The organism is Streptomyces macrosporus (genome assembly GCF_039533145.1).
Taxonomy (GTDB): Bacteria; Actinomycetota; Actinomycetes; order Streptomycetales; family Streptomycetaceae; genus Streptomyces; species Streptomyces macrosporus.
Genome location: NZ_BAAASZ010000035.1, coordinates 24,297 through 45,141 on the forward strand (window position 1 = coordinate 24,297; position 20,845 = coordinate 45,141).

The following is a 20,845-nucleotide window of genomic DNA, read 5'->3' on the forward strand; positions in this document are numbered from 1 at the left end:
CGAACGCCACCTCGGGACGACGCGACATTCCGCGGTGGATCGACTCGGGTGAGATGTGGCGGCGGCAGTGGGTCCCGATGAGGCCCTCGCTTTTTCCGGCCAAGCGCTGCGGGGCCACCCGGACGGTGAAGCCGGTGACGGCCCCCTCCGCTCCGGAGCCCGCCCTCCCCGCTGCTTGGCGGCGGGAAGGGCGGGCTCATCTCGGCACCGATGCCGGCGTAGGAACGGCGGGCGTCCTCGGCGAGGGCGTGGACGATGCGTTCGTCGAGATCGTTCAGTCGCGGAGATCGTTCAGTCGCGCTGCGGACGGATCACTTCTCCGCAGACGCCGCCTCCGGGGCCGCGGGGACGGCCAGGCGGGAGCGGTGCATGCTGTAGCCGAAGTAGACGACAAGCCCCGCCGCCATCCAGCCGCCAAAGACCATCCAGGTCGTGCCCGGGAGGCTGAGCATCATCCAGCCGCAGAATCCGAAGCCCAGGATGGGCGTCAGGGGAAAGAGGGCGACGCGGAAGGTGCGGCGCATCTCCGGACGCGTGCAGCGCAGGATGACCACGGCGACGTTGACGAGCGCGAACGCGAAGAGTGTTCCGATGCTGGTGGCATTGGCGAGTTCGCCCAAGGGGATGGTGCCGGCCAGCACACCACAGAAGACGGAGACGATGAGGACGTTGACACGGGGGCTGCCGGTGCGCTCGTCGACCTTGGCGAAAACCTTGGGCACCAGCCCGTCGCGGGACATCGCGAAGAGGATGCGGGTCTGGCCGTAGAGAACGGCGAAGACGACGCTGGCGATGGCGACGACCGCGCCCGCGGCAAGGACCACGCTCCAGAAGCTGTGGCCCGTGACGTCCTTCATGATCTGCGCGAGGGCCGCCTCGGTGCCCGTGAAGTCCTGCCACGGCATGGCGCCGACCGCGACGAGGGCGACCAGGCAGTAGAGGGCGGTGACGATCAGCAGAGAAAGCATGATCGCCTTCGGAAGATCCCGCTTGGGGTCCTTGGCCTCTTCACCTGCGGTGGAGGCCGCGTCGAAGCCGATGTAGGAGAAGAACAGCGTGGCGGCCGCGGCGCTGATGCCAGTGATGCCGAGCGGTGCCAGCGGAAGGTAGTTACCCGCCTTGATACCGAGGAAGCCAATGGCACAGAACAGCACCAATGTGGCAATCTTCACCAACACCATGATCGTGTTGACACGGGCGCTCTCCCGGGCCCCGCGCAGCAGGAACACCATGGAAAGCAGCACCACCACCAGCGCGGGGAGATTGATCACGCCGCCCTCGCCGAGCGGGGCGGAGAGCGTCTGGGGGATGGTGAAGCCGACGGTGGTGCCGAACAGCTCGTTGAGGTACTCGCCCCAGCCGACCGCGACGGCCGCTACCGAAACGCCGTACTCCAGGATCAGGCACCACCCGCAGATCCAGGCGATGAGCTCGCCCATGGTGGCGTAGGAGTACGAGTAGGAGGACCCGGAGACGGGGATCGATCCGGCCAGCTCGGCGTAGGAGAGCGCCGAGAACAGCGCGGTCAGACCGGCGATCACGAACGATATCGCCACGGCGGGGCCGGCCAGCGGGGCCGCCTCGCCGAGGACGACGAAGATACCGGTGCCCAGCGTGGCACCGATGCTGATCATCGTCAGCTGCCACATGCCGAGGGAGCGCCGCAGAGTGCCGCCTTCACCCTGGCCGCCTTCCGCTACGAGCTGCTCGACGGGCTTGCGCCGCATCAGACGGGCACCGAGGCCGCCGACGGGCGGCCGCGGAGACCGCATCGGGCTTTCGGCCGGGGGTGCTGCGCCGTGGTCCAACACTGGGTGGCTCCTTGCTTACTGCCAGTCATGGGCGGCGACCAGCGGCGGCCCCGGCGGCATGACAAAGGGCCCGGGAAGGGGTGAGGGAACCGCCAAGGAGGCGGTCACCGCCTTTCCTTGTACAGCGAACGACCCTATGAGCTGCGGTGGAGACTCGTAATGCACGAACCTTGCATCTTCGCGCAGCATCGTTGCGTATTAATCGCTTGAGTGGGGAATCGTTGCAGCTCACTGCATGGATCGGCAGATTCGAGGCATCGCGGGGCTCCGATCGTCCTCCCACGCGGAACCCCTGGCTTCCACTCCCCCGGGACCTTCTCGCGGACAAGAACGTGGACACCAGCGGTGACGTGCGCCTGCCCGCCGGGGGTTCCTCGCGCACGCCGCCGGCGGCGTGCGGTGGCTTGTCCGGCAGGCTGACGAGCGGGCCCTGCGCTTCCCCACCCCGCCCACGGACCGGACAGTCCACCCCCGAGGCAACCGCCATCGCTCTGGGCCCACAGAGAATCACCGTGCGGCTTCCCGTTCCGGAGCTCGTTGATGCGGTACGCGTGTCCCTGACGAGGTCCGTGGTCGACTCTTTGTGATATTTGGAGCGCTGTGTCCGCATCTGGACGAGTGGTGACGACGTCTGCCGGTGGGGGCCGGGGCCAGGCTGCTGGGCCACGGCGGAATCCGGGTGACGGGAAGAGGAGCTCCTGACGCGATGCGGTGCGGAGGCGGCGCCGGAGGATCAACACGCAGCCGAAGGTCCCGACGGCGGTCCGCGACTCGAGCCGGCAGCCCCTCGTGCGACCGCTGCCACCCCGGCGTCGCTCCCCTCCCGCAGCCTGCGCCCGCGCCGACAGGCCGTGCCCGAGCCGAAGCCCGGCAGGGCCCCGCACACCGCCGGAGCAGACCACGCGGGTGCCCTCGTGGGCGACGCGGCGCCCGGCCCGGCGGTGGCAGGCGGCGTGGGGCCGCACGGTGGCCGCCTTGGCGTGCGCAGCCGCGTGGGCGGCGGGAGACGGCCGCGCTCCATCGGGCGACCGTGGCGGGAGTTCACCCGGTCCCCGCCCGAAGCCGCTCCGGCGAGCGGCACGGCAGAAGGACTCCGGTCGGTTCAGGACCCGGATGCCCCCGACTCGGCCGTCCAGATCGGGGCAACTCCACCACTGCCGGACCCAGCTTCCCGGGCAACGACTACGGGCCGGCCCGCTACACCAACACCGCCCTGTCCCACCCCGGCGAGATCAACCTGGGCGGCGGCGCCGTCCAGGACATCGCCGGGGCCGCCGCTCCCCGGATCGGACAGCCCGCCCGCCACCTCGGTCGAAGCAGCGGACTGCGCCGCGGCACGGTCACCGGACTCAACGCCACGGTCAACCACGGCGGTGGCGACATCGTCTACGGCCTGCTCCGAACCGACGTGTGCGCCGAGGCGGGCGACACCGGAGGGTCCGCCTTCTCCGGCACCACGGCCCTCGGCCTGATCTCGGGCGGCAGCGGAAACCGCACCCCCGGCGGCACCACCTTCCGCCAGCCGATCGCCGAGGTCCTCACGGCCTACGGCCCGACCCTGTACCGACGGCCCGGCCGCCGAGCCTTCCCGACCGTGGTACTCCTCCGTGCCCCGCGCGAAGGTCCCTGCGTCGAAGCGTGCTTGGCGCCGGGCCCACTCACCTCTATTTTGACGGCGCACATTCAAACCGAGGTGTTGTCACAAGCGACACCTCGACCAGCCGAGGAGGACCCCATGTTCGGCCGGAGAAGACCGAGAACCCGATGGACCGCCACCAGCAGTGTCCTGGCGATGCTGGCCGGGGCGCTGACACTGACCGTCCCGGCGGGCGCCGCCGCCGCGGACCGGCCGGCCGCCACCCCTGCGGCCGCCGTGACCGAGCACCTGCTGGAACACGGCCGCACCGCGATCGGTGCCGCCGTCGCCCGCGACACACCGCGCGTCGACATCACCCGCAGCGTCGACGGCTGGGCCTTCGGCACGGCCGTGCTGGCCACCGAACCGGGATCGGATCGGATGCCCCGGGGGTGGCTGTTCCTCGCCGAACGCGAACACGGCACGTGGCGTGTGGCATTCGAGGGCGAGGAGGGGTTCGCCGAGCTGTCGAAGCGCTCCCCCGTCGTGAAGGACAGGGAGAAGCCCCTCTTCGCCCAGCGGGACGGCAAGCGGAAGGACACCCTCGGCCGCGGGGCCCCCGGTGCCGACGGCGACGTCACCGTGTACGGCACCGGTGACTACCGCACGGGCATGGCGCTGCCCACGACCATCGGCGCCAACACGGTCATGACCAGCGGTCCCCACGGCTGGAGCGGCAGCGCGGCGCCGTGGAGCTCGCTGGACTTCGCCGGCGGCGACGAGGTGGTGCGCGCGGCCCGGCAGGGCACGGCCTACACCATGTGTCGGGGCTGGATCAGGGTCGTCCACGACCGCGGCTACGCCACGGACTACTACCACCTGTGGAGCAACATCAACACCAACGGCGGCTGGGTGAACACCGGTGCCTTCCTCGGCTACACGGGCACGGACGTCACCTGCGGCGGTGCCGCCTACGGCCGCCACGTCCACTTCGGCCTGCTCCAGAACGGCTCGTACATTCCGATCGCGGGCCACAACCTGGGCAAGTGGGTGCTCTACAACGGCTCCGCCGCCTACCAGGGGTCGGCGATGCACGGCAGCCGGCAGGTGTACGCCGGAGGGACCCTCTACAACCACGGCGCGCTGGGCCTCACCCAGGCCGTGGTCGACGCCAACGGGGGCACGTACGTCAACAAGCGCTCCGGGCCCGGCACCGGTTACGCGGCCCAGGGCACGGTGGCGGACGGCGCCACGGTCGGCATCGCCTGTTCCGCCTACGGCACCTCGCACACCGGCCGCTACGGCACCACGAACCTGTGGAACAGGCTGACCGACGGCACCTGGATCAGCGACGCCTACGTCTGGACGGGAGTCAGCGGACCGGTCAACGGTTGGTGCTGAGACACCGACGGCCGAGCGGGGCCCGACGCGCCGAGCAGCTCACCGACGCGCCCTCCACGGCCCGGCGGAGGACCCCCTTCCCACCGGTCCGGCGGGCCGATCACCGCCGGACCGGACCGTCCGGACGCGCTGCCTCCACCGGACCGCTCCCGGCCGCCGGACATCCGCCGAGACTCGCTTCACATAAGGAACAAATGCTCCTATATCATGAATTTATCTTTGCGCAGTACGTCGTCTCCGACCCCGGAGAGGAACCATGGCCGCAGGCGAAACGGACGACGAGGAACGGGAGCCGCAGCACTCCTCCCGCGGCACCTCCGAACGGACCGGCCGCCCCCGGCGCGAGGGCCGGCGGGACGAGGGTGACGAGAGGCGCGGCCGCCGGGTCTCGGCCCCGCAGGCCATGCGCTACGCGGCCGAGCAGCTCGAGGAGCTCCTGGGACGGACCCCGGAGTCGGTCTCCTCGGTGAAACCGACGCGGGACGGCTGGCAGGCCGACGTGGAGGTGCTGGAACTGGAGCGGATCCCCGAGACCAGCAGCGTGATGGCGAGCTACCGGGTGACGCTGGACGAGGAGGGCGAGCTCGTGGGGTACGAGCAGACTCGCCGCTACACCCGCGGGCAGATCGACCGGCGTGCCTGACCGACCCGAACGACGAGAACGGCCGGCCCGTCGGACGGCAGGCCGGCGAAGGGAGGCACCGTGACCGTGGTGCCGCAGGGCGGAGGCGGTGCCCCTGGAGGCGGGGGCTCCGGGAACCTGTACGACGTCCTCGAACTGATCCTGGATCGCGGTCTGGTCATCGACGCCTTCGTCCGCGTGTCCCTGGTGGGCATCGAGATCCTCAAGATCGACGCCCGTGTCGTCGTGGCGAGCGTCGACACCTACCTGCGCTTCGCCGAGGCGTGCAACCGCCTGGACCTGGAGTCCGGGCGCAAGGCCCCCGCCCAGCTGACCGACGTCGTCGGCCAGGTGACCGAGGGTGGAGCCCGCGGCAAGAGCAAGGGGGCGCTCACCGGCGCCGTCGAGGCCGTGACGGACTCCCTCCAGCGCCGGAGGGAGGAGCGGGAGGAGGAGCCCGTGGAACGGAGCGAACGGACGGCTCGCAAGGCCTCCCGGCGGCACGAGGAGTGAGCCATGGCCGTGTACGTCTACTCCATCGTCGCGGCGACGCACCCACTGCGCCTGGACGGGCTCACCGGCGTGGGCGATCCCCCCGCCGCGCTCCGCACCGTGGACGCCGGGACGCTGTCCGCCGTCGTCAGCGACGCTCCCGAGGGACTGCGGCCCAAGCGCCGGGACCTCGGCGCCCACCAGACCGTCCAGGAGCGGCTCATGGCCGACGGCGGCATCCTGCCGCTGCGGTTCGGCCTCACCGCGCCGGACGACGACGCCGTGCGGACCGTGCTGGAGGAACGGACCGAGGAGTACACCGAGCGGCTGGAGGCGCTGGAGGGCTGCGTCGAGTACAACCTGAAGGCGTCCCAGGACGAGGAGTCGCTGCTGCGCCGGATCCTCCTGGAGTCGGACGAGGCCCGCAGGCTCAACGACGAGATCAGGAGCGGCCGCGGCGGCCCCGACCTGCCGCTCGCGCTCGGCGAACTGGTCGCCCAGGAGGTCCGGACGCGCCAGGAGGCACTGGCCGCGGAGATCGTCGGCGCGCTGCGTCCCCTCGCCCGGGACGAGCTCTCCTCCCAACCCACCGGCGACGACTTCCTGAACGTCTCCTTCCTGGTGGAGCGGAAGGGCGAGGAGGAGTTCACCACCGAGGAGAAGAGGCTCGCCGACGAGATGGGCGAGGAGTTCGGCTTCCGGCTGAACGGCCCGCTTCCCCCCTACAGCTTCGTCTAGGGAGCCGTGCCATGGGTCTGTTCACCCAGATCGCCACCCTCCCGCTGGCGCCGGTGCGCGGCGTGGTCTGGGTGGTGGAACGCGTCAAGGAGGCCGCCGAGGCCGAGTACTACGACCCCGAACCGGTCAAGCGGGAGCTCGCCGCGCTGGAGAAGGCGCTCCTGGCCGGGGAGATCGACGAGGAGACGTTCGACCGGCGCGAGGACGAACTGCTGGACTGGCTGGAGGAGATCAACCGCGCACGGGGTGGCGATACCTGATCACGACACGTCCGAAATCGCACCGAACCACAGGGAACGAGGTCGAGCGGCCGTGACAGAACCCGTCGCCAACAGGCTTGGCTCCTACCCGACCAGGGCGGCCCCACCGTCCTACGGCCAGGGCTCCTCGGCCAACCTCGCCGACATCCTGGAACGGGTCCTCGACAAGGGCATCGTCATCGCGGGCGACATCCAGATCAACCTGCTGGACATCGAACTGCTCACCATCAAACTGCGCCTGCTGGTGGCATCGGTGGACAAGGCCAAGGAGATGGGCATCGACTGGTGGGAGCACGACCCGTCGCTCTCCTCCCGCGCGGTCGACAGCCGTTCCTTGGCCCACGAGAACAAGCGGCTCCGCGCAGAGCTGGAGGAGAACAAGCGGCTCCGTGCGGAACTCGACGCCCTGCGCGGGGACCGCGCGCTCCCCCGCGGGGCCGAGGACACTTCCGGGGAAACCTCCGGGGAAACCTCCGGGGAGGCAGTCGGGGAGACCGAGGAGGCGGAGCGGCGCCCCGCCGTCCGGCGCCCCCGCTCCAAACGGCCGGAGCGCGGAACCCGCCCGAGGGACCGAGGTGAACCATGACGGATCGGATGGCCTACGCGTACGCCGTGGCATGCGACGCCGAGGGGCTGCCGGAGGCCGTCTCCGGCCTCCGCGGAGTGGGGGGCGCGCCGGTCCGCCTGGTCCGCGGGGACTCCGGCGGCCCCCTGGTGGCCGCGGTGAGTGCGGTGCCCGCGCGGGACTTCCACGAGGAAGCCCTGCGGGAGAACCTGGAGGACCTGGACTGGCTGGAGGCCGTCGCCCGCTCGCACCACGGCGTGATCGAGGCGCTGGCCGCCCGCACCACCGTCCTCCCCCTGCGGCTGGCGACGGTGTACCTCGACGACGAGCGGGTGCGGAGCATGCTCGACGCCCACCGGGACACGTTCGCCGACCGGCTGTCCCGCCTGGCCGAGCACGTGGAGTGGGGCGTCAAGGTCTACGTCGAACCGCCGGAGACGGAGGACACCGCGCCGGAACCGGCCGCGGAACCCGGCCTCGGCCCCGGACGCTCCTACCTGCGGCGCCGCAGGGCGCAGCGGCACTCGCGCGAGGACGTCTACCGGGCCGCGGGACTGGCCGTCGAACGCGTCGAGGCGGTGGCCGCCGACCACGCGGTCGACCGGGCCCGGCACCGGGTCCAGCAGGGTGTGCTCGCGGGCGGGCAGGGGGAGAACGTCGCCAACGACGCCTACCTCGTCCCCCTGGACCGCGCCGAACGGTTCCGCGACGGCGCCGTGCGCGCGGCCGACGGACTGCCCGGTGTGCGCGTCGAGGTCACCGGGCCCTGGGCCCCCTACTCCTTCGCCGCGCCTCCCGAGGAGGACGTGGCCGAACCCGCACGGGAGACCGCGTCGTGAGGGCTGCGGACGAGGCGCCGGCGGTGCGGGTGGAACCGCTGCCGGACCGGCAGGTGGCCCTGATCGACCTGCTGGACCGGCTGCTCAGCGGCGGCGCGGTCATCACCGGCGACATCGTGCTCTCCATCGCCGACATCGACCTGGTGCGCGTCTCCCTACGGTCGGTCATCGTCTCCGTCGGCGAGCAGAACCCGTCCCCGTGGGACACCGGAACGGTGCCGCGGCGGGACGGCCGGAAGGGGTACGACCGTGGCGGGTGACGGGCAGCGGCCCGCCGGCCGCTTCGACGAGGTCGCCGACGCGGCCGAACGCGCCTTCCGCCTGCTGCCCGCCGTCCCCCGCGACCTCCCGCCCCCGGGGGACGGGAAGGCACGCGGAGTGGCGCGCAGGATCACCACCGATCCGGAGAACGTGGAACGGGACCTGGTCAAGCTCGTCCTCACCCTCGTCGAACTCCTGCGGCAGCTGATGGAGCGCCAGGCCCTCCACCGCGTCGACGCGGGAGACCTCACCGAGGAACAGGAGGAGCGCCTGGGAGAGACCCTCATGGCCCTCCACGACCGCATGGAGGAGCTGTGCGCCGAGTACGGCCTGACGCTGCGGGACCTCAACCTGGACCTCGGCCCCCTGGGCACCCTGCTGCCGCCGGCCGAGTAGTCCCCGCCGCACCGCGTCCCCCGGTGCGAGGCAGGACGCGTACGGGGGCCGCCCACCCCGGAACGCCTCGTCCCGCTCCGAGGGCGCCCCGGCCGGCGCCCCGGCGACCTCCTCGGCACCGGCGGGCAGAACCTCCTGGAGCTGCTGGAGAAGCCCGACGGGGTGACAGCCTTGCGAGCCGAACACGAGCGGCTCCGGGTGCGGCCCCTCGGCGCTGACCCCGAGTTCCCGGGCCACCTCGGTGACGGTCCCGTCGGAGGAACGGACGAGGGCGACCGCGTCCCGCTTGAACTCCTCGGTGTACCGCCTGCTGCGGTTGCTCTTGCTCCCCACCCGGCACTGCTTCCCTGGAACCTCACGTCCCGGTCTCCAGGCGTCCGGCATCAAGGGGAAGCTTGGCCCGGGAACCGTACCGCTCGGGCACGTCCCGCCAGACCACACCGGCCCGGAACCTCCACGCGATCCCGTTGCGGGCCGTTCGGTCGTTCGATCGCTTGCGGCCACGTGGCGACTCGGGCAGCGACGGCCGGACGAACTCCCGCTCCACACGGGACGGTGCATGGCGGCGTATCACCCGACCATGATTCGTCATCCAAGATCATTCGATGACGGACTCCGTTACCGCGGCCGCAGTCACGGCGGTCGCCGGCCCCAGTAGCCGCGGGTCGTAGTGCCGGAGGTCTCAGCTCTCTCCCAGCACCGCCCGGATCACGTGCCGGGCGTTGTGCGCCATCGCCGGGTTCGTCCTCCGGTAGTACGGCAGCGCGATCAGCGCCTGCGAGAGCGTCCGCCCCCGGCCGCGGTTCCAAGTCGCGTCGTCCACACCGAGCGTTTCACGGAAGACCTCCCTTGCCTCGGCCGGGAGCAGATTCCATGCCGGGAACAGATCGCAGGCCGGGTCGCCCACCCCCATGCACCCGAAGTCGATCACCGCGGTCAGCCTGCCACTGTCCACCAACAGATTGCCCGGCATCAGATCGGCGTGCAGCCATACCGGCGGCCCGTCCCAGCCCGGAGCCCGCAGCGCGTCCTCCCATACGGCGGTCGCGGCATCGCAGTCGACGCCCTCCTGTGGGATCCCGCGCAGTTCCTCGATCGCCGCCCGGGTCGATGCGTCGAGCGAGGCGACCGGTCCGCCGCGGTAGGCCTCCGGCGCCCCCGGCAGGGTGATGCTCCGCATCGCCGCCACGAACCCGGCCAGGTCCTTGGCCAGCAGCACAGGTTCGCTCAGCGCCCCCGCCTCGGGATTCTCCCCCGGCAGCCACCGGTACACCGACCACGGCCACGGATATCCCTCGGCGGGCTTCCCGACTCCGAGCACCTCGGGGATGGCCGTGGGCAGCCGGGACACGAGGCGGGGCAGCCACTCCTGCTCCGTCGATACGTCCTTGGCTCCGCCCTTCACCAAAGGCAGCCGTACGACCATGGCATCGCCCAGCCGGTACATGGCGTTGACCGTGCCGCCGGACGGGAAACGCTCCACCGTCAGCTCCGTCCACTGCGGGAACTGCCCGGCGATCAGCCGCCGTACGAGGTCGTCGTCGATGGGGTGCTGATCGGGATGCACCTGCCCTGTGCTCATGAGGCGCCATCCGACCGCCGGACGCCGGCGGGCGTCAAACACTTTTCCGGCCGGGCACTGTGCCGAACTCGGGTCATGGATTTGGCTGTTCCGCCGCCTCGGCCTCCGCCCGGAGTTGCCGAGGAGCGTGGGTGAAGGCGCCCTCCAGCGCCCGGCGGCGGAAGCGGGTGTGGACGGCCTTCCAGGGGCCGTACCGTTCGGGCAGATCACGCCGGGTGATCCCGGTGCGGATCGTGTGGACCGTGCCGCCTGCGATCCGCTGGTCCTCCGCTCGCGGACGGCCGGTCCCGGCGCGCGGCATCAGCGGGGCCGGCACCTCCCACTCGTGATCGGTGGGTTCATGGCGACGCACCCAGCCATGCTTCATCAGCCTGGCGGCCTTTGAGGACGGACCCTGGGAGCCGACCGGGCCCGACCCGTGACCGGTGGCCAGGTGGCGCTCCGGCGGCGGAACTTCGCCTCGAGTGGATCGGTGAAGATACCGATGGGGTCGTCCCAACCGCCGTTGCTCCGGTCGCCGTTGACGTTGGTGGTGACCATCTGTTCGCCATTGCGCGCGCCGTAGGCGTAGGACCACGATCCGAAGAGCGCACCCCATATTCCAGACCGTTTCCCCGCAGAGCAGTCTCACCGAGGAAACGCCAAGGCCGTGGGCGGCGTTGGAAATCCAGTCGCGGGTGGGCACGGTGGTGAACATGTGGTGTCGCTGGTCCGGTGGCAGTATCCGGCCCCCAACAGGGCGCCGAAGAACCGGTTGAGGCCCCCGGCGGTGGAGATCATGCCGCCGGCTGTCCAGAACATGGATGAATCGAACTCGGTCGCGTCGTGGACCGGCGCGCCGAGGTCGGTCCGGAACAGCTTCGTGTAGTGCCGGGAGTGTGGCCCGTGGATCGTCGGGTCGCTGCCGTGCGGCAGGTACGTGCCGGCCAAGCCGAGTGGGCGGGAGATCCGCTCCGTGATCTCCTCGGCAAGCGAGCGGCCGGTGGCCCGTTCGATGATCATGCCTGCGAGGACGTGGTTGGTGTTGGAATACGCCCATCTGGCTGCGTAGGTCAGAACGAAGAGCACTTGTCGGTGGGAGCTGGGAACAGTTGGTTGCTGCTGGGCCGCCGAATGTTGATGAGAAGTAGCAGCGGTCCCAGGCCACGAAAACATGATGCCGCCAACCTGTTGACGTCCGTATCCTTCGGCGGGTGAGTCTCATCGAGGTGGATCCCGGGCAGGTCGAGCTCGTCGTGCGGGGGCCGGGGGCGCTGGCGACCTCTGTCCGGTTGTTCGACTGGTCGCGTGCGGATGAGTACGAGACCGTCTTCGCGGTGGAGGCCGTCGCTGATGGTGTGCGTGCACGGCTCGAGAACGTGACCGTCACCGTCTGGGATGACATGAGTGAGTTCTTCGACGGCCTCGCGCGAGACTTCCGTGGCTGGGAGGGGGAGCGGGTCTGGACCAACAACCACCTGGTCGTGACGGCGACCTTCGGCTCGGGTGGGCATGTGTATTTGGACTGGACGCTTCGGTCCGGCTTCTTTCCCGGTGACTGGAAGTGCACGGTGACGACCGTGATCGAAGCCGGTGAGGGCATGACGGCTGTAGCTGCGGATCTGCGGGGATTCCTGTGCCAGGGGTAGGTCGACCACGATCGCTCCGCGCAGGCACCGCGCGCCAGGTTCAGCCGACGGCTTGCTGCTCAGCGCGGGCGCGAGTGCTGGCGAGACGGTAGGAGTCGGTGCCGGTCTCGATGATGGTGCCGCCGAAGGTGAGGCGGTCGACGATGGCCGCGCAGAGCCGGGGATCGGTGAACGTCTTGGTCCAGCCGCCGAAGGACTCGTTGGAGGCGATGGCGACGCTGTTCTTCTCCTCGCGTTCGGTCAGGACCTGGAAGAGGAGTTCGGTTCCGCGGCGATCGAGTTCCATGTAGCCGGGTTCGCCGTAGCCGCAGCCCTCATCAGCTCCCGCAGGCTCGCCAACTGAAAGCTGTTCATCGGAGTTTGGCGCCAGTCCGGCGCTGTATCACGACGTTCCCGCGGGGCAGAATGTCGTGTATGCGGGGGCTGGGTATGTGGGTGGGGTTGTCGACTGCGCTGACGTGTGCGGTCATGGCGGTGGTGCTGTACCTGTCCGACCTGGAGACCCTGTCGTGGCTGGCCGGCGCAGGCTCCTTCGCCACTGCGGTGCCCTCGCTCACAATCGCTGTCTTGCTCGCCCGTACGCCCCCGCCCCGGGACCCCACGCCAGGGCAGCGGACCGGTTTCTCGGACTTCGCTGGACCCGCTGTCTTCGAGCTGACCACGTTCGCCATCCGGCTCCGCGACCGTGCCTTCGCCGCGCTTCAAGGAGCGGCCAAAGGCGTGGCAATGCTCTGGTGTCTTGTGGGGTTGATGATCTTGGTCGGCAAGTCGGAGCAATTCACGGCCGGGGAAGGACTCAAGTCCACCTTGCTGTTGGCCCTGCTCATTATGGTCGGCCTCTCGGTGGCAGAGGCCATTGAGGCAGCCGACGGGAGGGACGTGCTCGTCGTAGATACCGGCGGCCTCACTGTGGTCGACAAGCGGCATTGCCGACTCGACAGGGACAATCTCCTCCCGAGGAACCAGTCCTTCTCCATCAGATGGGACGAACTGGAGAGCATTCGCTTGGTCGCCGACCCCGAGGGCGGCGCACACTCACTGATCGTGACCTTCGAGGACTTTGACCACGGCGTCAAACGAGCATCCAAGCACAACTTCCCCGAACGGGGCGGCAGCGGCAGTTATGTCGTCGGCCGCCTGCTGCTGGGGACAGCCGTCGAGGAACGAACCGCGCTTCTCACACCGCTCCGCACGGCCCTGACCCGCTATGGCAGGGGAAAACTCCAGGGGTGAGTTCCAGATCAGTGGAGGCCCGGCCATAGTGGTCAGGGTGGTGGCGCCCGGGCGACACCCCACCTCCTTGGAAGGGCGAGCGTCATAAGAAATGGCCTCTGATACTCCAGCCGTGGATCGTTGTGTGCCTTGCTTGGAGCTGTCCGCCGCTGGCGGAAACCAGGTGACCTTGGCCGGACCGCCCGGGTAGGGTCGGGCAATGCCCGAGTTGCAGCGGCTGCATGCTGGCCATGCCCCGGCGGTCCTGGCCTTCGAGCTGGCGAACCGCGCCTACTTCGCTGCCTCGGTCCCCGACCGCGGCGACGACTTCTTCGACCAGTTCACCGACCGGTACAACGCTTTGCTCGCTGAGCAGGAGGCCGGCATCTGCGCCTTCCACGTGCTCGTCGCCGAGGAAGGCTCGGTACTCGGCAGGTTCAACCTGGTCGACATCGAAGACCACACTGCGGAACTCGGCTACCGGGTCGCGCAGCACGTCGCCGGCCGAGGCGTGGCGACCGCAACCGTCCGGGAGCTGTGCCAACTGGCGGCGGCCCAGTACCGGTTGCGCACACTGCGGGCGTCCACCGTCCGCCGGAACACCGCGTCCCAAAAGGTGTTGGCCAAAGCCGGGTTCGTTCCCGTCGGCCCCGCCGACCCGGCCCACCTCGGCGGTGAGCCAGGCACCTGGTATCAGCGCGACCTGGTGCACACGATCTTGCCGGGGGACCGGCCGCGGGTCACAGCGTGGACCCAGCCCGCCGGCAGGAGGCGTTCGAGGGCCTGATGGGCCGGATGGCGAGCCGGTTCGCGCGGATTGAACCCCGGCGTCGCATGAGGGACCTGGTACTCGGTCTGCTGTCGGACCTGCCGCGCAAGACCTGCTGGACGATCGCCGAGTGGGCCGGGGCGCGAGTCCGGACGACCTGCAGCACCTGCTCGGCCGGGCCAAGTGGGACGCCGACCGGGTACGCGATGACGTGCGCGAATCCGTGCTGGAGCACCTGCACGACGAGGACGCGGTGCTGGTCGTCGACAAGACCGGGGACGTGGAGAAGGGCACGCACACCGTGGGTGTCCAGCGCCGGTCTCCCCCTTCCGCTTCGCGGCGGGAGGTGCCCCCACCGGCACCGCCGGCAGGATCGAGAACTCCCAGGTCGCCGTCTACCTCGTCTACGCAGGCCGCCATGGGCATGCGGCGGTGGATCGTGAGCTGTACGTCCCCCGCTCGTGGACGTGCGTTCCGGACCGCTGCCAGGCGGCGGGACTGGGCGAGGACACCGCCTTCGCGACCGAGCCTGAGCCGGCCGCCCGCATGATCGGCCGGTTCCTTGACGCCGGCCACCACGTGGGCTGGGTCGCGGGCGACGAGGTCTACGGCGGCAACTCCAAGCCGCGGACCGCGCTGGAAGACCGCGGGGTCGGCTACGTGCTCGCCGTCGCCTGCTCCCATGAAGCCACCACCGGTGCGGGGAAGTTCCGCGCGGATGCCCTGACCGCGAAGGCCCCCGGGCCTCGGCCGGTGGATGACCGGCTGTGCCTGCAGGGCATCCTGTACGTGCTCTATAACGACATCAGCTGGTAACTGCTGCCGTTGGAGCTGGGGTTCGGCTCCGGACAGACCTGCCGGCGTCGACTGGGTCGGTGGCACGAGGCCGGCGTCTTCGAGAAGCTGCACCACCTCCTGCTTGCCAAGCTGCATGCCGCCGACGCACTCGACTGGCCCCGGGCCTGCGTGGATGCCTCCCACATCCGAGCGAAAAGGGGGGCGAGGCCACCGGCCCGTCGCCGGTCGCTCGCGGGAAGACGGGCAGTGAGCACCACCTGATCTTCGACGGCAACGGCACCCCGTTCAAGGTCGTCACCACCTCGGCCAACGTCAACGACGTCACGCAGACCCTCGCCCTGGTCGACGGCATCCCGCCCGTGGCCGGCAAGCTCGGCCGACCACGACGTCGGCCCGAGGCACTGCTCGGTGACAAGGGCTACGACAGCAACCCCAATCGCCGGGAACTGCGCAAGCGCCGGATACTGCCGGTTGTCTCCCGCAAGGGCGCCCCGACCATCAAGGGCCTGGGCAAGCTCCGCTACGTCGTTGAGCAGACCTTCTCGCTGCTGCACCACGTCAAGCGTCTGGCCGTCCGCTGGGGAAGACGCCTCGACCTGCACGACGCCCTCGTCTCGCCTGCAGTCTCATCTGCTGGAGACGCCTGAAGACGGCCCGCGCATGAGTACCTGGTGGGCTCATAGCGGACTTGGACTGGGCGACCGTAGCCACCACGCGAGCTGGTTGCGATCAGAGCGGGGCCCCGCCGAACCCAATCTCGTTTCCGTCCGGATCGTGGTAGATGGCTTTGCGCACGCCGTTCGGGTAGGTCTCGCGCTTGGTGGGCTCCAGTCCCCGAGCAGCGATCTGGGCGACGCGGGCATCGAAATCGTCGACGAAGATGGTGTGCATGGCGTGGCCGCCGTGCCCGGGTCGGTGTTCGATGAACACCGACCGATGTTCTGCGAGTTCCCACACGGCCTCCGTGTCGCTCGCGATGTATGTCGGCTGGGAGCCCAGCAGTCGTTCGTACCAGGCCAGCGCCGCTGCGTAGTCGCTGACTGGGATGCCTGCGTATAGGTCGAGGGCCATGCCGCCATGGTAGGTCCGGCGGCCCCGTGGCTCTCGGTGAAGCTCACACCTCGCCAACAACGATTCACAAGATCGTGTTACGAGTTCCAAGAGGTCGTTTTCTCCCGATGTTTTATCCCGGGATCTGCGGTTGGTGTGGCTTTGCGGGGTCGCGCCAGGAGATGGTGTTCTCGCCGGTGAGGCGGCGGGCCATCACGTCGATCATGGCCAGGTGGATCATGGCTTCGGAGCGGGCGGGAAGGGTTTCGTCGTCGCGGGCCGGACGACGGTGAAGCATGAGCCGGCCATGGGTTCGCCCCACCGTCCAGCGTTTCGGGACAGGAGTGAATCCCCTGGTGCCGGGGGTGCGCAGGACTATTTCTAGAGCGATGCCGAGGGTGGCGGCGTGCTCGACGAAGTGCCGGCGGTGGCCGCCGTCGCCCCAGACCTTGCGCATCCGGGGGTGGTCGGCTGCGACCCGCCCGAGTTCCGGCGCAAAGTCCTGGATCCCGACGAAGCCGGCCGGCCGATCCGGCAGGTCGCCCACGACCTCGGCATCAGCGAACAGACGATCCGCGTCCGGCGCCGTCAGCACCTCATCGACACTGGACGGCTGCCGGGATCGACCAACGAGGACCAAGTCGAACTCGTGGCCGCATGCCGGCGGATCACCGAACCGGAGGCGGAACCGGTGATCCACCGTCGGGCAGCGGAGCTCATGGACAAGGTGGTGGCTCCTTGCGGGAGGCCGGCGTGGGCCTCGGCGATCGGCAGTTTGGTGGTGGCGGCGACGAACTGCCACTGTCCGGCGGGGTTGCACTCGAAGAACACCCAGCGGCCGTCGCGCGCCGCGTTGCCTCGTGAATGACCATCCATGAAACGGTGCCGTCGATCGTCGACGGCACCGCGACTCGTGCCGGACCCCGTGCAACGTCGGAGCCGTCAGCGGAACGGATTCACCGCTGCGAGCGTTGTTGCGCCTGCTCTTCGGCGGCGTCAAATGCGGGTGTGAGTACGGCGAGCGCGGAGCGGAGCAGGTCGGGTAGCGAGCCGGACGGCACGACGAGCCGACCGGTTGCGGGGGGAACAGCCGGAGGTTGGAGCCACTGTTGGAGTGCGACCCGAACCGCGGCGGCCACGCTCGCCGCGAGCACGCGGGCGGTGGGCGTGCCGCTTTCGCCGAGACGCTGGTCGATCGCGGCGGCGAGGGGGTGTTCGACCATGGTGGCGGTGTCGAGGTACGCGTCACGCAGTGTGGGACTGGTGGTGATCAGCAGCAGCACGTCGCGGTCACGCGGTTCGGTGTACTGCTCCAGGATCGCTTCGGTCAAGGCGTCGGCGAGGCGGACGTGGGCGGGTCTGGCCGTCACCGCCGCGGCGACCCGTGATTCCCGTTCGGCGGTGACGGCGGCGACGATCGCCTGTTCGCGACTGGAGAAGTAGTTGTTGTAGGTCCTCGGCGAGACCCCGGCGGCCTCTGCGATGTCGTCGACGCGGACGTTGTCGGGCCCGCGCTGGAGAGCCAGCCGCAGTGCCGCCTCGCGCAATGCCACTCGGGTGGCCTGCTTCTTCTGCTCGCGCAGCCCGGTCCGCCTTGTCGTCACCCTCGCAGTATCCCAACTGGATTGCGCACACGCAAACTTGCGTGCGCGCAATATTTGCTTCTACTCTCAAGACCCCGACAGAAGGGCCAGACGCATGCGAGCCAAGGGCATCTGCTACGACACCGGCTTCGTCCGCAACGGCAGCAACTCCCGGGAGCGCTTCGACCCCGACCTGGTCGAGAAAGAGCTGACCATCATCCGCGACGATCTGCACTGCAACGCCGTCCACATCACCGGCGGCGACCCGGAGCGCTTAGAGCTCGCCGCCCGCTCCGCCGCCGAGCTCGGGCTGGAGATCTGGTTCTCGCCCTACCCGCTGGAGCTGACGACCGACGAGATCCTCACACTGGTCGCCGACTGCGCAGAGCGGGCCGAGCAACTCCGGACGCAGGGAGCCGAGGTCGTGTTCGTCACAGGCGTTGAGCTGAGTGTCATGAACCGGGGGTTCCTCGAAGGCGACAACACCGAGGAGCGACTCGGCCGGCTGCTGGGCGACCCGACCCGTCGGCCCGAGAGAATCGCCGCAACCCGCACCCGTCTCAACGCCTTCCTCCGCGAAGCCGTGGCGGTGGTCCGCGAGCGCTTCCACGGCAAGGTCACGTACGCCGCCATACAGTTCGAAGGCGTCGACTGGGACTTGTTCGACTTCACGACCTTCGAACTCATCCGGTCCGCGGAGGTGGCCGACCGATTCCGAGACGGCGTGCGCAGCCTCGTCGCACAGCCCAAACCGGTCGCCATCACCGGCTTCGGCACCGCCACCTGGCGCGGCGCGGGTGACATCGCGCCCCGCAGCATGGACATCATCGAAACCGACGAAGCCACCGGCGCGCCGCTCCGGCTGACCGGGAAGTACGAGCGCGACGAGGCCGGTCAGGCGGCATACCTGAGCGAGCTGCTGGAGATCTTCGACAGCGAGGGCGTCGACAGCGCCTTCGTGTTCCTCTTCGCGCTCTACAACCTGCCTCACCGCCCCGATGGCGATCCCCGTGACGACCTTGACCTCGCCGGCCTTGGCATCGTCAAGGTCCTTGAAGACCGCCACGGCGACACTTACCCCGACCTTCCCTGGGAACCCAAGGCCGCCTTCGCCGCGATTGCCGACCACTACCGCGGCTGACCACTTCACGCGTCAGGGCCCACGCCCGGTTGTCTCGGTACTCGTCCGCGGCCGGGTCGTGTCGTACAGAGGGACGCGAACCAGGCGTGGCCGAACGGGTGACGACGAGAACGTCCTGCGACGCTGACGGCCCGACAACACACCAGTGGCCGTCTTCGCGCGCTGTCGGAGGGAGCGTGCGAAGACGGCGTCAAAGCCCCACCGGCTTTGTAGCCGGGTACTCAATCCGCGGCGTTCATCACCAGGTCGTGACGGCTGCCCTCGGCCCGTTCCCGGGACCGGCGCGGTACGGAGGCGAGCGGCACGGGGATGCCGACCGCGGTCGCTCGCGCCGGCACCCTCACGCGGCTGTCGGTGGGCGCGGCAAGATGATCGGCCGTGCTGCTGCCACTGGCCTACCCCCACGCATGAACTCGATCCTGGAGAGGTGGGTGCAGGCCCGCCGGCGCGAGCCGCCGGACCGCACCTTGATCTGGAACCGGCGGCACCTACTTGTACGCCCTGCGCGAGGTCGAGCGGTTCCACCCCGAGCACCGGCCGCACCAGGGCACCGCCCGGGCGCGCCCGCCGTGCCCGTTGCCCACGCCGACGGCCGACGCGGCCGACATCACGCGCCTCGGCCTACGGCGACGCGGCCGCCTCGGCGGCATCCTCCACAGGCATGAACGCCGTGTGACCTGCACGGACGAGGTCATCGACAAGAGCAGGCGACAAGAGCAGGCGCGGGTCAGCCGGGGAGGCTGGTCCGTTCTTCGATTCGCTGCAGTGCGTGCTTGAGGTACTGCGCGAACCGCGGGTAGTTCTCGCTCATCGGGAAGTGGCCGATGTCCTTCATCTCGATGAACTCCGCGCCGCGGATCTGCTTGGCGGTGCGCTCGCCGTCCTCGGGGGTGGTGAGGTAGTCGTATTCGCCGGTGAGCATGATCACCGGGCACGCGTCGCCGTCGATGTCGCCGAGGCGGTCGCGCAGGTCGTGGTCGACCGAGTAGAAGTACAGGTCGCCTTTGAACGCCTCGGACCCCTGGCTGTAGTAGAACCACGTGGCCCAGCGGTCCCGCTCCGGGGACTGTGGTGCCATGAGGTCCCACACACCGCTGGCGCACACCTGAGCCGCGTTGGCGTGCGGGTGCTGCCACCAGTCGAGGTAGAAGCCGGGCGAGTAGTCGGCGCCCTCGACCGGGATGACGGCCTTGAAGCGGTCCGGGTGACGCAGCGCCAGTTGCAGTGCGACGTTGCCGCCGAAGGAAGAGCCCATGAAGATCGGGTCTTCCAGCCCGAGAGCGTCGCAGAACGCGGTGATGAACGCCACGTAGTGGTCGGCGGTGAGCTTGTACTCTTCCTTCCACCAGTCCGTATTCCGCGGCGGGTCGGACTTTCCGTGGCGGGCGAGGTCGTACGCGATGACACGGTAATTGCTGGTGATCTCCTCGTCTTCCAGGAGACCGCGCCACTGGTGGTTGTGGGCGCCGGCGGTGTGCTGGCAGACAAGCGGCTGGCCCTCGCCGTTCTCCAGGTAGAAGACCTTGTACTCGATGCCTTCCACGTCGATGGTGACGTAGTGGCCGGTGACCGGGGAGATGCGGGAATTGTTGCTCATCGGATTCCTTTCGGCGGGATGATCGGTCAGCCCAGCGGGCCGGTGACGCGCAACAGTTCCAACTGCCGGGTCAGGCAGCGCAGGTTCTGCATGAGGACCAGCAGGTCCCCCTCCAGCCGCATGCCCCGCCGGAAGGTGGCCGCCCAGATGCCGTGGTACATGGGAGCGGGCGTCGGCCGGCAGAATTCCTGCCAGGTCTCGGCGGTCGCGCGGATCGCGAAGTCGTAGGCCACCAGCGGCTCCGGGTCGACGATCAGTTCTTCGATGCGCCCGTGGTGCACGCGGACGAGAAAGGAATGCGTCTCCATGTCGAGCAGGTAGCTGCACGAGAAATACTTCCCGTGCGCCTGGATTTCCGCGTCGCCGTCACTGAGTTGACGGAAACGATCCACCGACTCCTGCGCCGTTGCTGTTGCCATTTACCTCTCCTTGGTAACGCAGATGTTTCCGCGAAGCTCATGCGCGCGGCAAGGCGATTTGGTACAAGCCGCCGCCGATCGACAATCCAGGGTCATCACTGGAGG

Annotated in this window: 24 protein-coding genes and 5 pseudogenes; 16 read left to right on the forward strand and 13 right to left on the reverse strand. The window is 69.5% G+C overall.

What is annotated here, in order from left to right:
- Both ABD335_RS24815 and ABD335_RS24820 read right to left on the reverse strand, forming a co-directional pair.
- Positions 1-278: pseudogene (locus ABD335_RS24815) on the reverse strand (Lrp/AsnC family transcriptional regulator); the annotation flags it as partial.
- Between the two features lie 33 nt (positions 279-311).
- Entirely contained in the window at positions 312-1,811 is a 1,500-nt protein-coding gene (locus ABD335_RS24820) for an amino acid permease (RefSeq protein WP_425583734.1), read from the reverse strand.
- A 1,030-nt stretch (positions 1,812-2,841) separates the two neighbouring features.
- On the opposite strand from ABD335_RS24820, the gene ABD335_RS24825 reads away from it, so the two are divergent.
- The 9 genes from ABD335_RS24825 (at position 2,842) to ABD335_RS24865 (ending at position 8,961) form a co-directional block, all read left to right on the forward strand.
- On the forward strand, positions 2,842-4,788 hold the full coding sequence (locus ABD335_RS24825; protein WP_344327512.1) for a hypothetical protein: 1,947 nt from the start codon (positions 2,842-2,844) through the stop codon (positions 4,786-4,788).
- 256 nt (positions 4,789-5,044) lie between these two features.
- Entirely contained in the window at positions 5,045-5,431 is a 387-nt protein-coding gene (locus ABD335_RS24830; RefSeq protein ID WP_344327515.1) for a gas vesicle protein GvpO, read from the forward strand.
- A 60-nt stretch (positions 5,432-5,491) separates the two neighbouring features.
- Positions 5,492-5,923, forward strand: a complete 432-nt coding sequence (locus ABD335_RS24835) for a gas vesicle structural protein GvpA (RefSeq protein WP_344327518.1) — start codon at positions 5,492-5,494, stop codon at positions 5,921-5,923.
- A gap of 3 nt (positions 5,924-5,926) precedes the next feature.
- Positions 5,927-6,640 carry a GvpL/GvpF family gas vesicle protein gene (locus ABD335_RS24840; RefSeq protein ID WP_344327520.1) on the forward strand — a complete coding sequence of 238 codons (714 nt, stop codon included), beginning with the start codon at positions 5,927-5,929 and terminating at the stop codon, positions 6,638-6,640.
- 11 nt (positions 6,641-6,651) lie between these two features.
- A complete protein-coding gene (locus ABD335_RS24845; protein ID WP_344327523.1) occupies positions 6,652-6,900 on the forward strand; it encodes a gas vesicle protein GvpG in 249 nt (82 codons plus the stop codon).
- 52 nt (positions 6,901-6,952) lie between these two features.
- On the forward strand, positions 6,953-7,486 hold the full coding sequence (locus tag ABD335_RS24850) for a gas vesicle protein (protein WP_344327526.1): 534 nt from the start codon (positions 6,953-6,955) through the stop codon (positions 7,484-7,486).
- Positions 7,483-8,304, forward strand: coding sequence for a GvpL/GvpF family gas vesicle protein (locus tag ABD335_RS24855; RefSeq protein ID WP_344327529.1), 822 nt, complete (start codon positions 7,483-7,485; stop codon positions 8,302-8,304). Before ABD335_RS24850 ends, ABD335_RS24855 begins: the two co-directional genes overlap by 4 nt.
- Positions 8,301-8,564, forward strand: coding sequence for a gas vesicle protein (locus ABD335_RS24860; RefSeq protein WP_344327532.1), 264 nt, complete (start codon positions 8,301-8,303; stop codon positions 8,562-8,564). Before ABD335_RS24855 ends, ABD335_RS24860 begins: the two co-directional genes overlap by 4 nt.
- A complete protein-coding gene (locus tag ABD335_RS24865) occupies positions 8,554-8,961 on the forward strand; it encodes a gas vesicle protein K (protein ID WP_344327535.1) in 408 nt (135 codons plus the stop codon). The genes ABD335_RS24860 and ABD335_RS24865 overlap by 11 nt, the downstream gene beginning before the upstream one ends.
- A gap of 222 nt (positions 8,962-9,183) precedes the next feature.
- On the opposite strand, the pseudogene ABD335_RS30915 reads toward ABD335_RS24865, so the two are convergent.
- The 5 genes and pseudogenes from ABD335_RS30915 to ABD335_RS24885 form a co-directional block, all read right to left on the reverse strand.
- Positions 9,184-9,345, reverse strand: a pseudogene (locus ABD335_RS30915) (transposase); the annotation flags it as partial.
- The gene (locus tag ABD335_RS24870; protein ID WP_425583735.1) at positions 9,317-9,553 is read right to left on the reverse strand and encodes a transposase; all 237 of its coding nucleotides are present in this window, start codon (positions 9,551-9,553) and stop codon (positions 9,317-9,319) included. The gene ABD335_RS24870 and the pseudogene ABD335_RS30915, both read right to left, overlap by 29 nt.
- A 90-nt stretch (positions 9,554-9,643) precedes the next feature.
- Positions 9,644-10,543 (reverse strand): aminoglycoside phosphotransferase family protein, encoded by a 900-nt coding sequence (locus ABD335_RS24875; RefSeq protein WP_344327539.1) that lies wholly within the window; start codon positions 10,541-10,543, stop codon positions 9,644-9,646.
- 73 nt (positions 10,544-10,616) lie between these two features.
- Positions 10,617-10,895: a transposase gene (locus tag ABD335_RS24880; RefSeq protein ID WP_344327541.1), complete on the reverse strand. Its 279-nt coding sequence runs from the start codon at positions 10,893-10,895 to the stop codon at positions 10,617-10,619.
- Positions 10,896-11,170: 275 nt separating this feature from the next.
- Positions 11,171-11,611 carry a serine hydrolase gene (locus tag ABD335_RS24885; RefSeq protein WP_344327543.1) on the reverse strand — a complete coding sequence of 147 codons (441 nt, stop codon included), beginning with the start codon at positions 11,609-11,611 and terminating at the stop codon, positions 11,171-11,173.
- Between the two features lie 125 nt (positions 11,612-11,736).
- On the opposite strand from ABD335_RS24885, the gene ABD335_RS24890 reads away from it, so the two are divergent.
- Positions 11,737-12,171 (forward strand): DUF6228 family protein, encoded by a 435-nt coding sequence (locus ABD335_RS24890; RefSeq protein WP_344327548.1) that lies wholly within the window; start codon positions 11,737-11,739, stop codon positions 12,169-12,171.
- 40 nt (positions 12,172-12,211) lie between these two features.
- Here ABD335_RS24890 and ABD335_RS24895 read toward each other — a convergent pair.
- Positions 12,212-12,469, reverse strand: a pseudogene (locus tag ABD335_RS24895) (ATP-binding protein); the annotation flags it as partial.
- 176 nt (positions 12,470-12,645) lie between these two features.
- Here ABD335_RS24895 and ABD335_RS24900 point away from each other — a divergent pair.
- The 4 genes and pseudogenes from ABD335_RS24900 (at position 12,646) to ABD335_RS24915 (ending at position 15,597) form a co-directional block, all read left to right on the forward strand.
- Positions 12,646-13,404, forward strand: coding sequence for a hypothetical protein (locus ABD335_RS24900; RefSeq protein ID WP_344327552.1), 759 nt, complete (start codon positions 12,646-12,648; stop codon positions 13,402-13,404).
- 199 nt (positions 13,405-13,603) lie between these two features.
- Positions 13,604-14,170, forward strand: a complete 567-nt coding sequence (locus ABD335_RS24905; RefSeq protein WP_344327556.1) for a GNAT family N-acetyltransferase — start codon at positions 13,604-13,606, stop codon at positions 14,168-14,170.
- Positions 14,170-14,893 (forward strand): annotated as a pseudogene (locus tag ABD335_RS24910) (IS701 family transposase); the annotation flags it as partial. The gene ABD335_RS24905 and the pseudogene ABD335_RS24910, both read left to right, overlap by 1 nt.
- Positions 14,894-15,027: 134 nt before the next feature.
- Positions 15,028-15,597: a transposase gene (locus tag ABD335_RS24915; RefSeq protein WP_344327559.1), complete on the forward strand. Its 570-nt coding sequence runs from the start codon at positions 15,028-15,030 to the stop codon at positions 15,595-15,597.
- 82 nt (positions 15,598-15,679) lie between these two features.
- On the opposite strand, the gene ABD335_RS24920 is transcribed toward ABD335_RS24915, so the two are convergent.
- Positions 15,680-16,021 (reverse strand): VOC family protein, encoded by a 342-nt coding sequence (locus ABD335_RS24920; protein ID WP_344327561.1) that lies wholly within the window; start codon positions 16,019-16,021, stop codon positions 15,680-15,682.
- A gap of 112 nt (positions 16,022-16,133) precedes the next feature.
- Positions 16,134-16,487 (reverse strand): annotated as a pseudogene (locus ABD335_RS24925) (IS5 family transposase); the annotation flags it as partial.
- Between ABD335_RS24925 and ABD335_RS24930 the strand changes: the two are divergent.
- Positions 16,407-16,868 (forward strand): hypothetical protein, encoded by a 462-nt coding sequence (locus tag ABD335_RS24930; protein WP_344327768.1) that lies wholly within the window; start codon positions 16,407-16,409, stop codon positions 16,866-16,868. The pseudogene ABD335_RS24925 and the gene ABD335_RS24930 overlap by 81 nt on opposite strands.
- Before the next feature lie 88 nt (positions 16,869-16,956).
- Here the strand turns inward: ABD335_RS24930 and ABD335_RS24935 are convergent, their stop codons facing one another.
- Positions 16,957-17,604 carry a TetR/AcrR family transcriptional regulator gene (locus tag ABD335_RS24935; protein ID WP_344327564.1) on the reverse strand — a complete coding sequence of 216 codons (648 nt, stop codon included), beginning with the start codon at positions 17,602-17,604 and terminating at the stop codon, positions 16,957-16,959.
- A gap of 94 nt (positions 17,605-17,698) precedes the next feature.
- Between ABD335_RS24935 and ABD335_RS24940 the strand changes: the two genes are divergently transcribed.
- Positions 17,699-18,724: a glycoside hydrolase family 113 protein gene (locus ABD335_RS24940; RefSeq protein WP_344327565.1), complete on the forward strand. Its 1,026-nt coding sequence runs from the start codon at positions 17,699-17,701 to the stop codon at positions 18,722-18,724.
- Positions 18,725-19,451: 727 nt separating this feature from the next.
- Here ABD335_RS24940 and ABD335_RS24945 read toward each other — a convergent pair.
- Both ABD335_RS24945 and ABD335_RS24950 read right to left on the reverse strand, forming a co-directional pair.
- Positions 19,452-20,321: an alpha/beta fold hydrolase gene (locus ABD335_RS24945; RefSeq protein WP_344327567.1), complete on the reverse strand. Its 870-nt coding sequence runs from the start codon at positions 20,319-20,321 to the stop codon at positions 19,452-19,454.
- Positions 20,322-20,347: 26 nt separating this feature from the next.
- Positions 20,348-20,740 carry a hypothetical protein gene (locus tag ABD335_RS24950; protein WP_344327568.1) on the reverse strand — a complete coding sequence of 131 codons (393 nt, stop codon included), beginning with the start codon at positions 20,738-20,740 and terminating at the stop codon, positions 20,348-20,350.
- Between the last annotated feature and the right edge of the window lie 105 nt (positions 20,741-20,845).

Bases quoted from the DNA above. Each gene is read 5' to 3' on its own strand.
- ABD335_RS24875 (WP_344327539.1), bottom strand. From the start codon at position 10,543: ATGAGCACAGGGCAGGTGCATCCCGATCAGCACCCCATCGACGACGAC.
- ABD335_RS24830 (WP_344327515.1), top strand. From the start codon at position 5,045: ATGGCCGCAGGCGAAACGGACGACGAGGAACGGGAGCCGCAGCACTCC.
- ABD335_RS24905 (WP_344327556.1), top strand. From the start codon at position 13,604: ATGCCCGAGTTGCAGCGGCTGCATGCTGGCCATGCCCCGGCGGTCCTG.
- ABD335_RS24945 (WP_344327567.1), bottom strand. From the start codon at position 20,321: ATGAGCAACAATTCCCGCATCTCCCCGGTCACCGGCCACTACGTCACC.
- ABD335_RS24845 (WP_344327523.1), top strand. From the start codon at position 6,652: ATGGGTCTGTTCACCCAGATCGCCACCCTCCCGCTGGCGCCGGTGCGC.
- ABD335_RS24950 (WP_344327568.1), bottom strand. From the start codon at position 20,740: ATGGCAACAGCAACGGCGCAGGAGTCGGTGGATCGTTTCCGTCAACTC.
- ABD335_RS24855 (WP_344327529.1), top strand. From the start codon at position 7,483: ATGACGGATCGGATGGCCTACGCGTACGCCGTGGCATGCGACGCCGAG.
- ABD335_RS24840 (WP_344327520.1), top strand. From the start codon at position 5,927: ATGGCCGTGTACGTCTACTCCATCGTCGCGGCGACGCACCCACTGCGC.
- ABD335_RS24870 (WP_425583735.1), bottom strand. From the start codon at position 9,553: ATGACGAATCATGGTCGGGTGATACGCCGCCATGCACCGTCCCGTGTG.
- ABD335_RS24920 (WP_344327561.1), bottom strand. From the start codon at position 16,021: ATGGCCCTCGACCTATACGCAGGCATCCCAGTCAGCGACTACGCAGCG.
- ABD335_RS24940 (WP_344327565.1), top strand. From the start codon at position 17,699: ATGCGAGCCAAGGGCATCTGCTACGACACCGGCTTCGTCCGCAACGGC.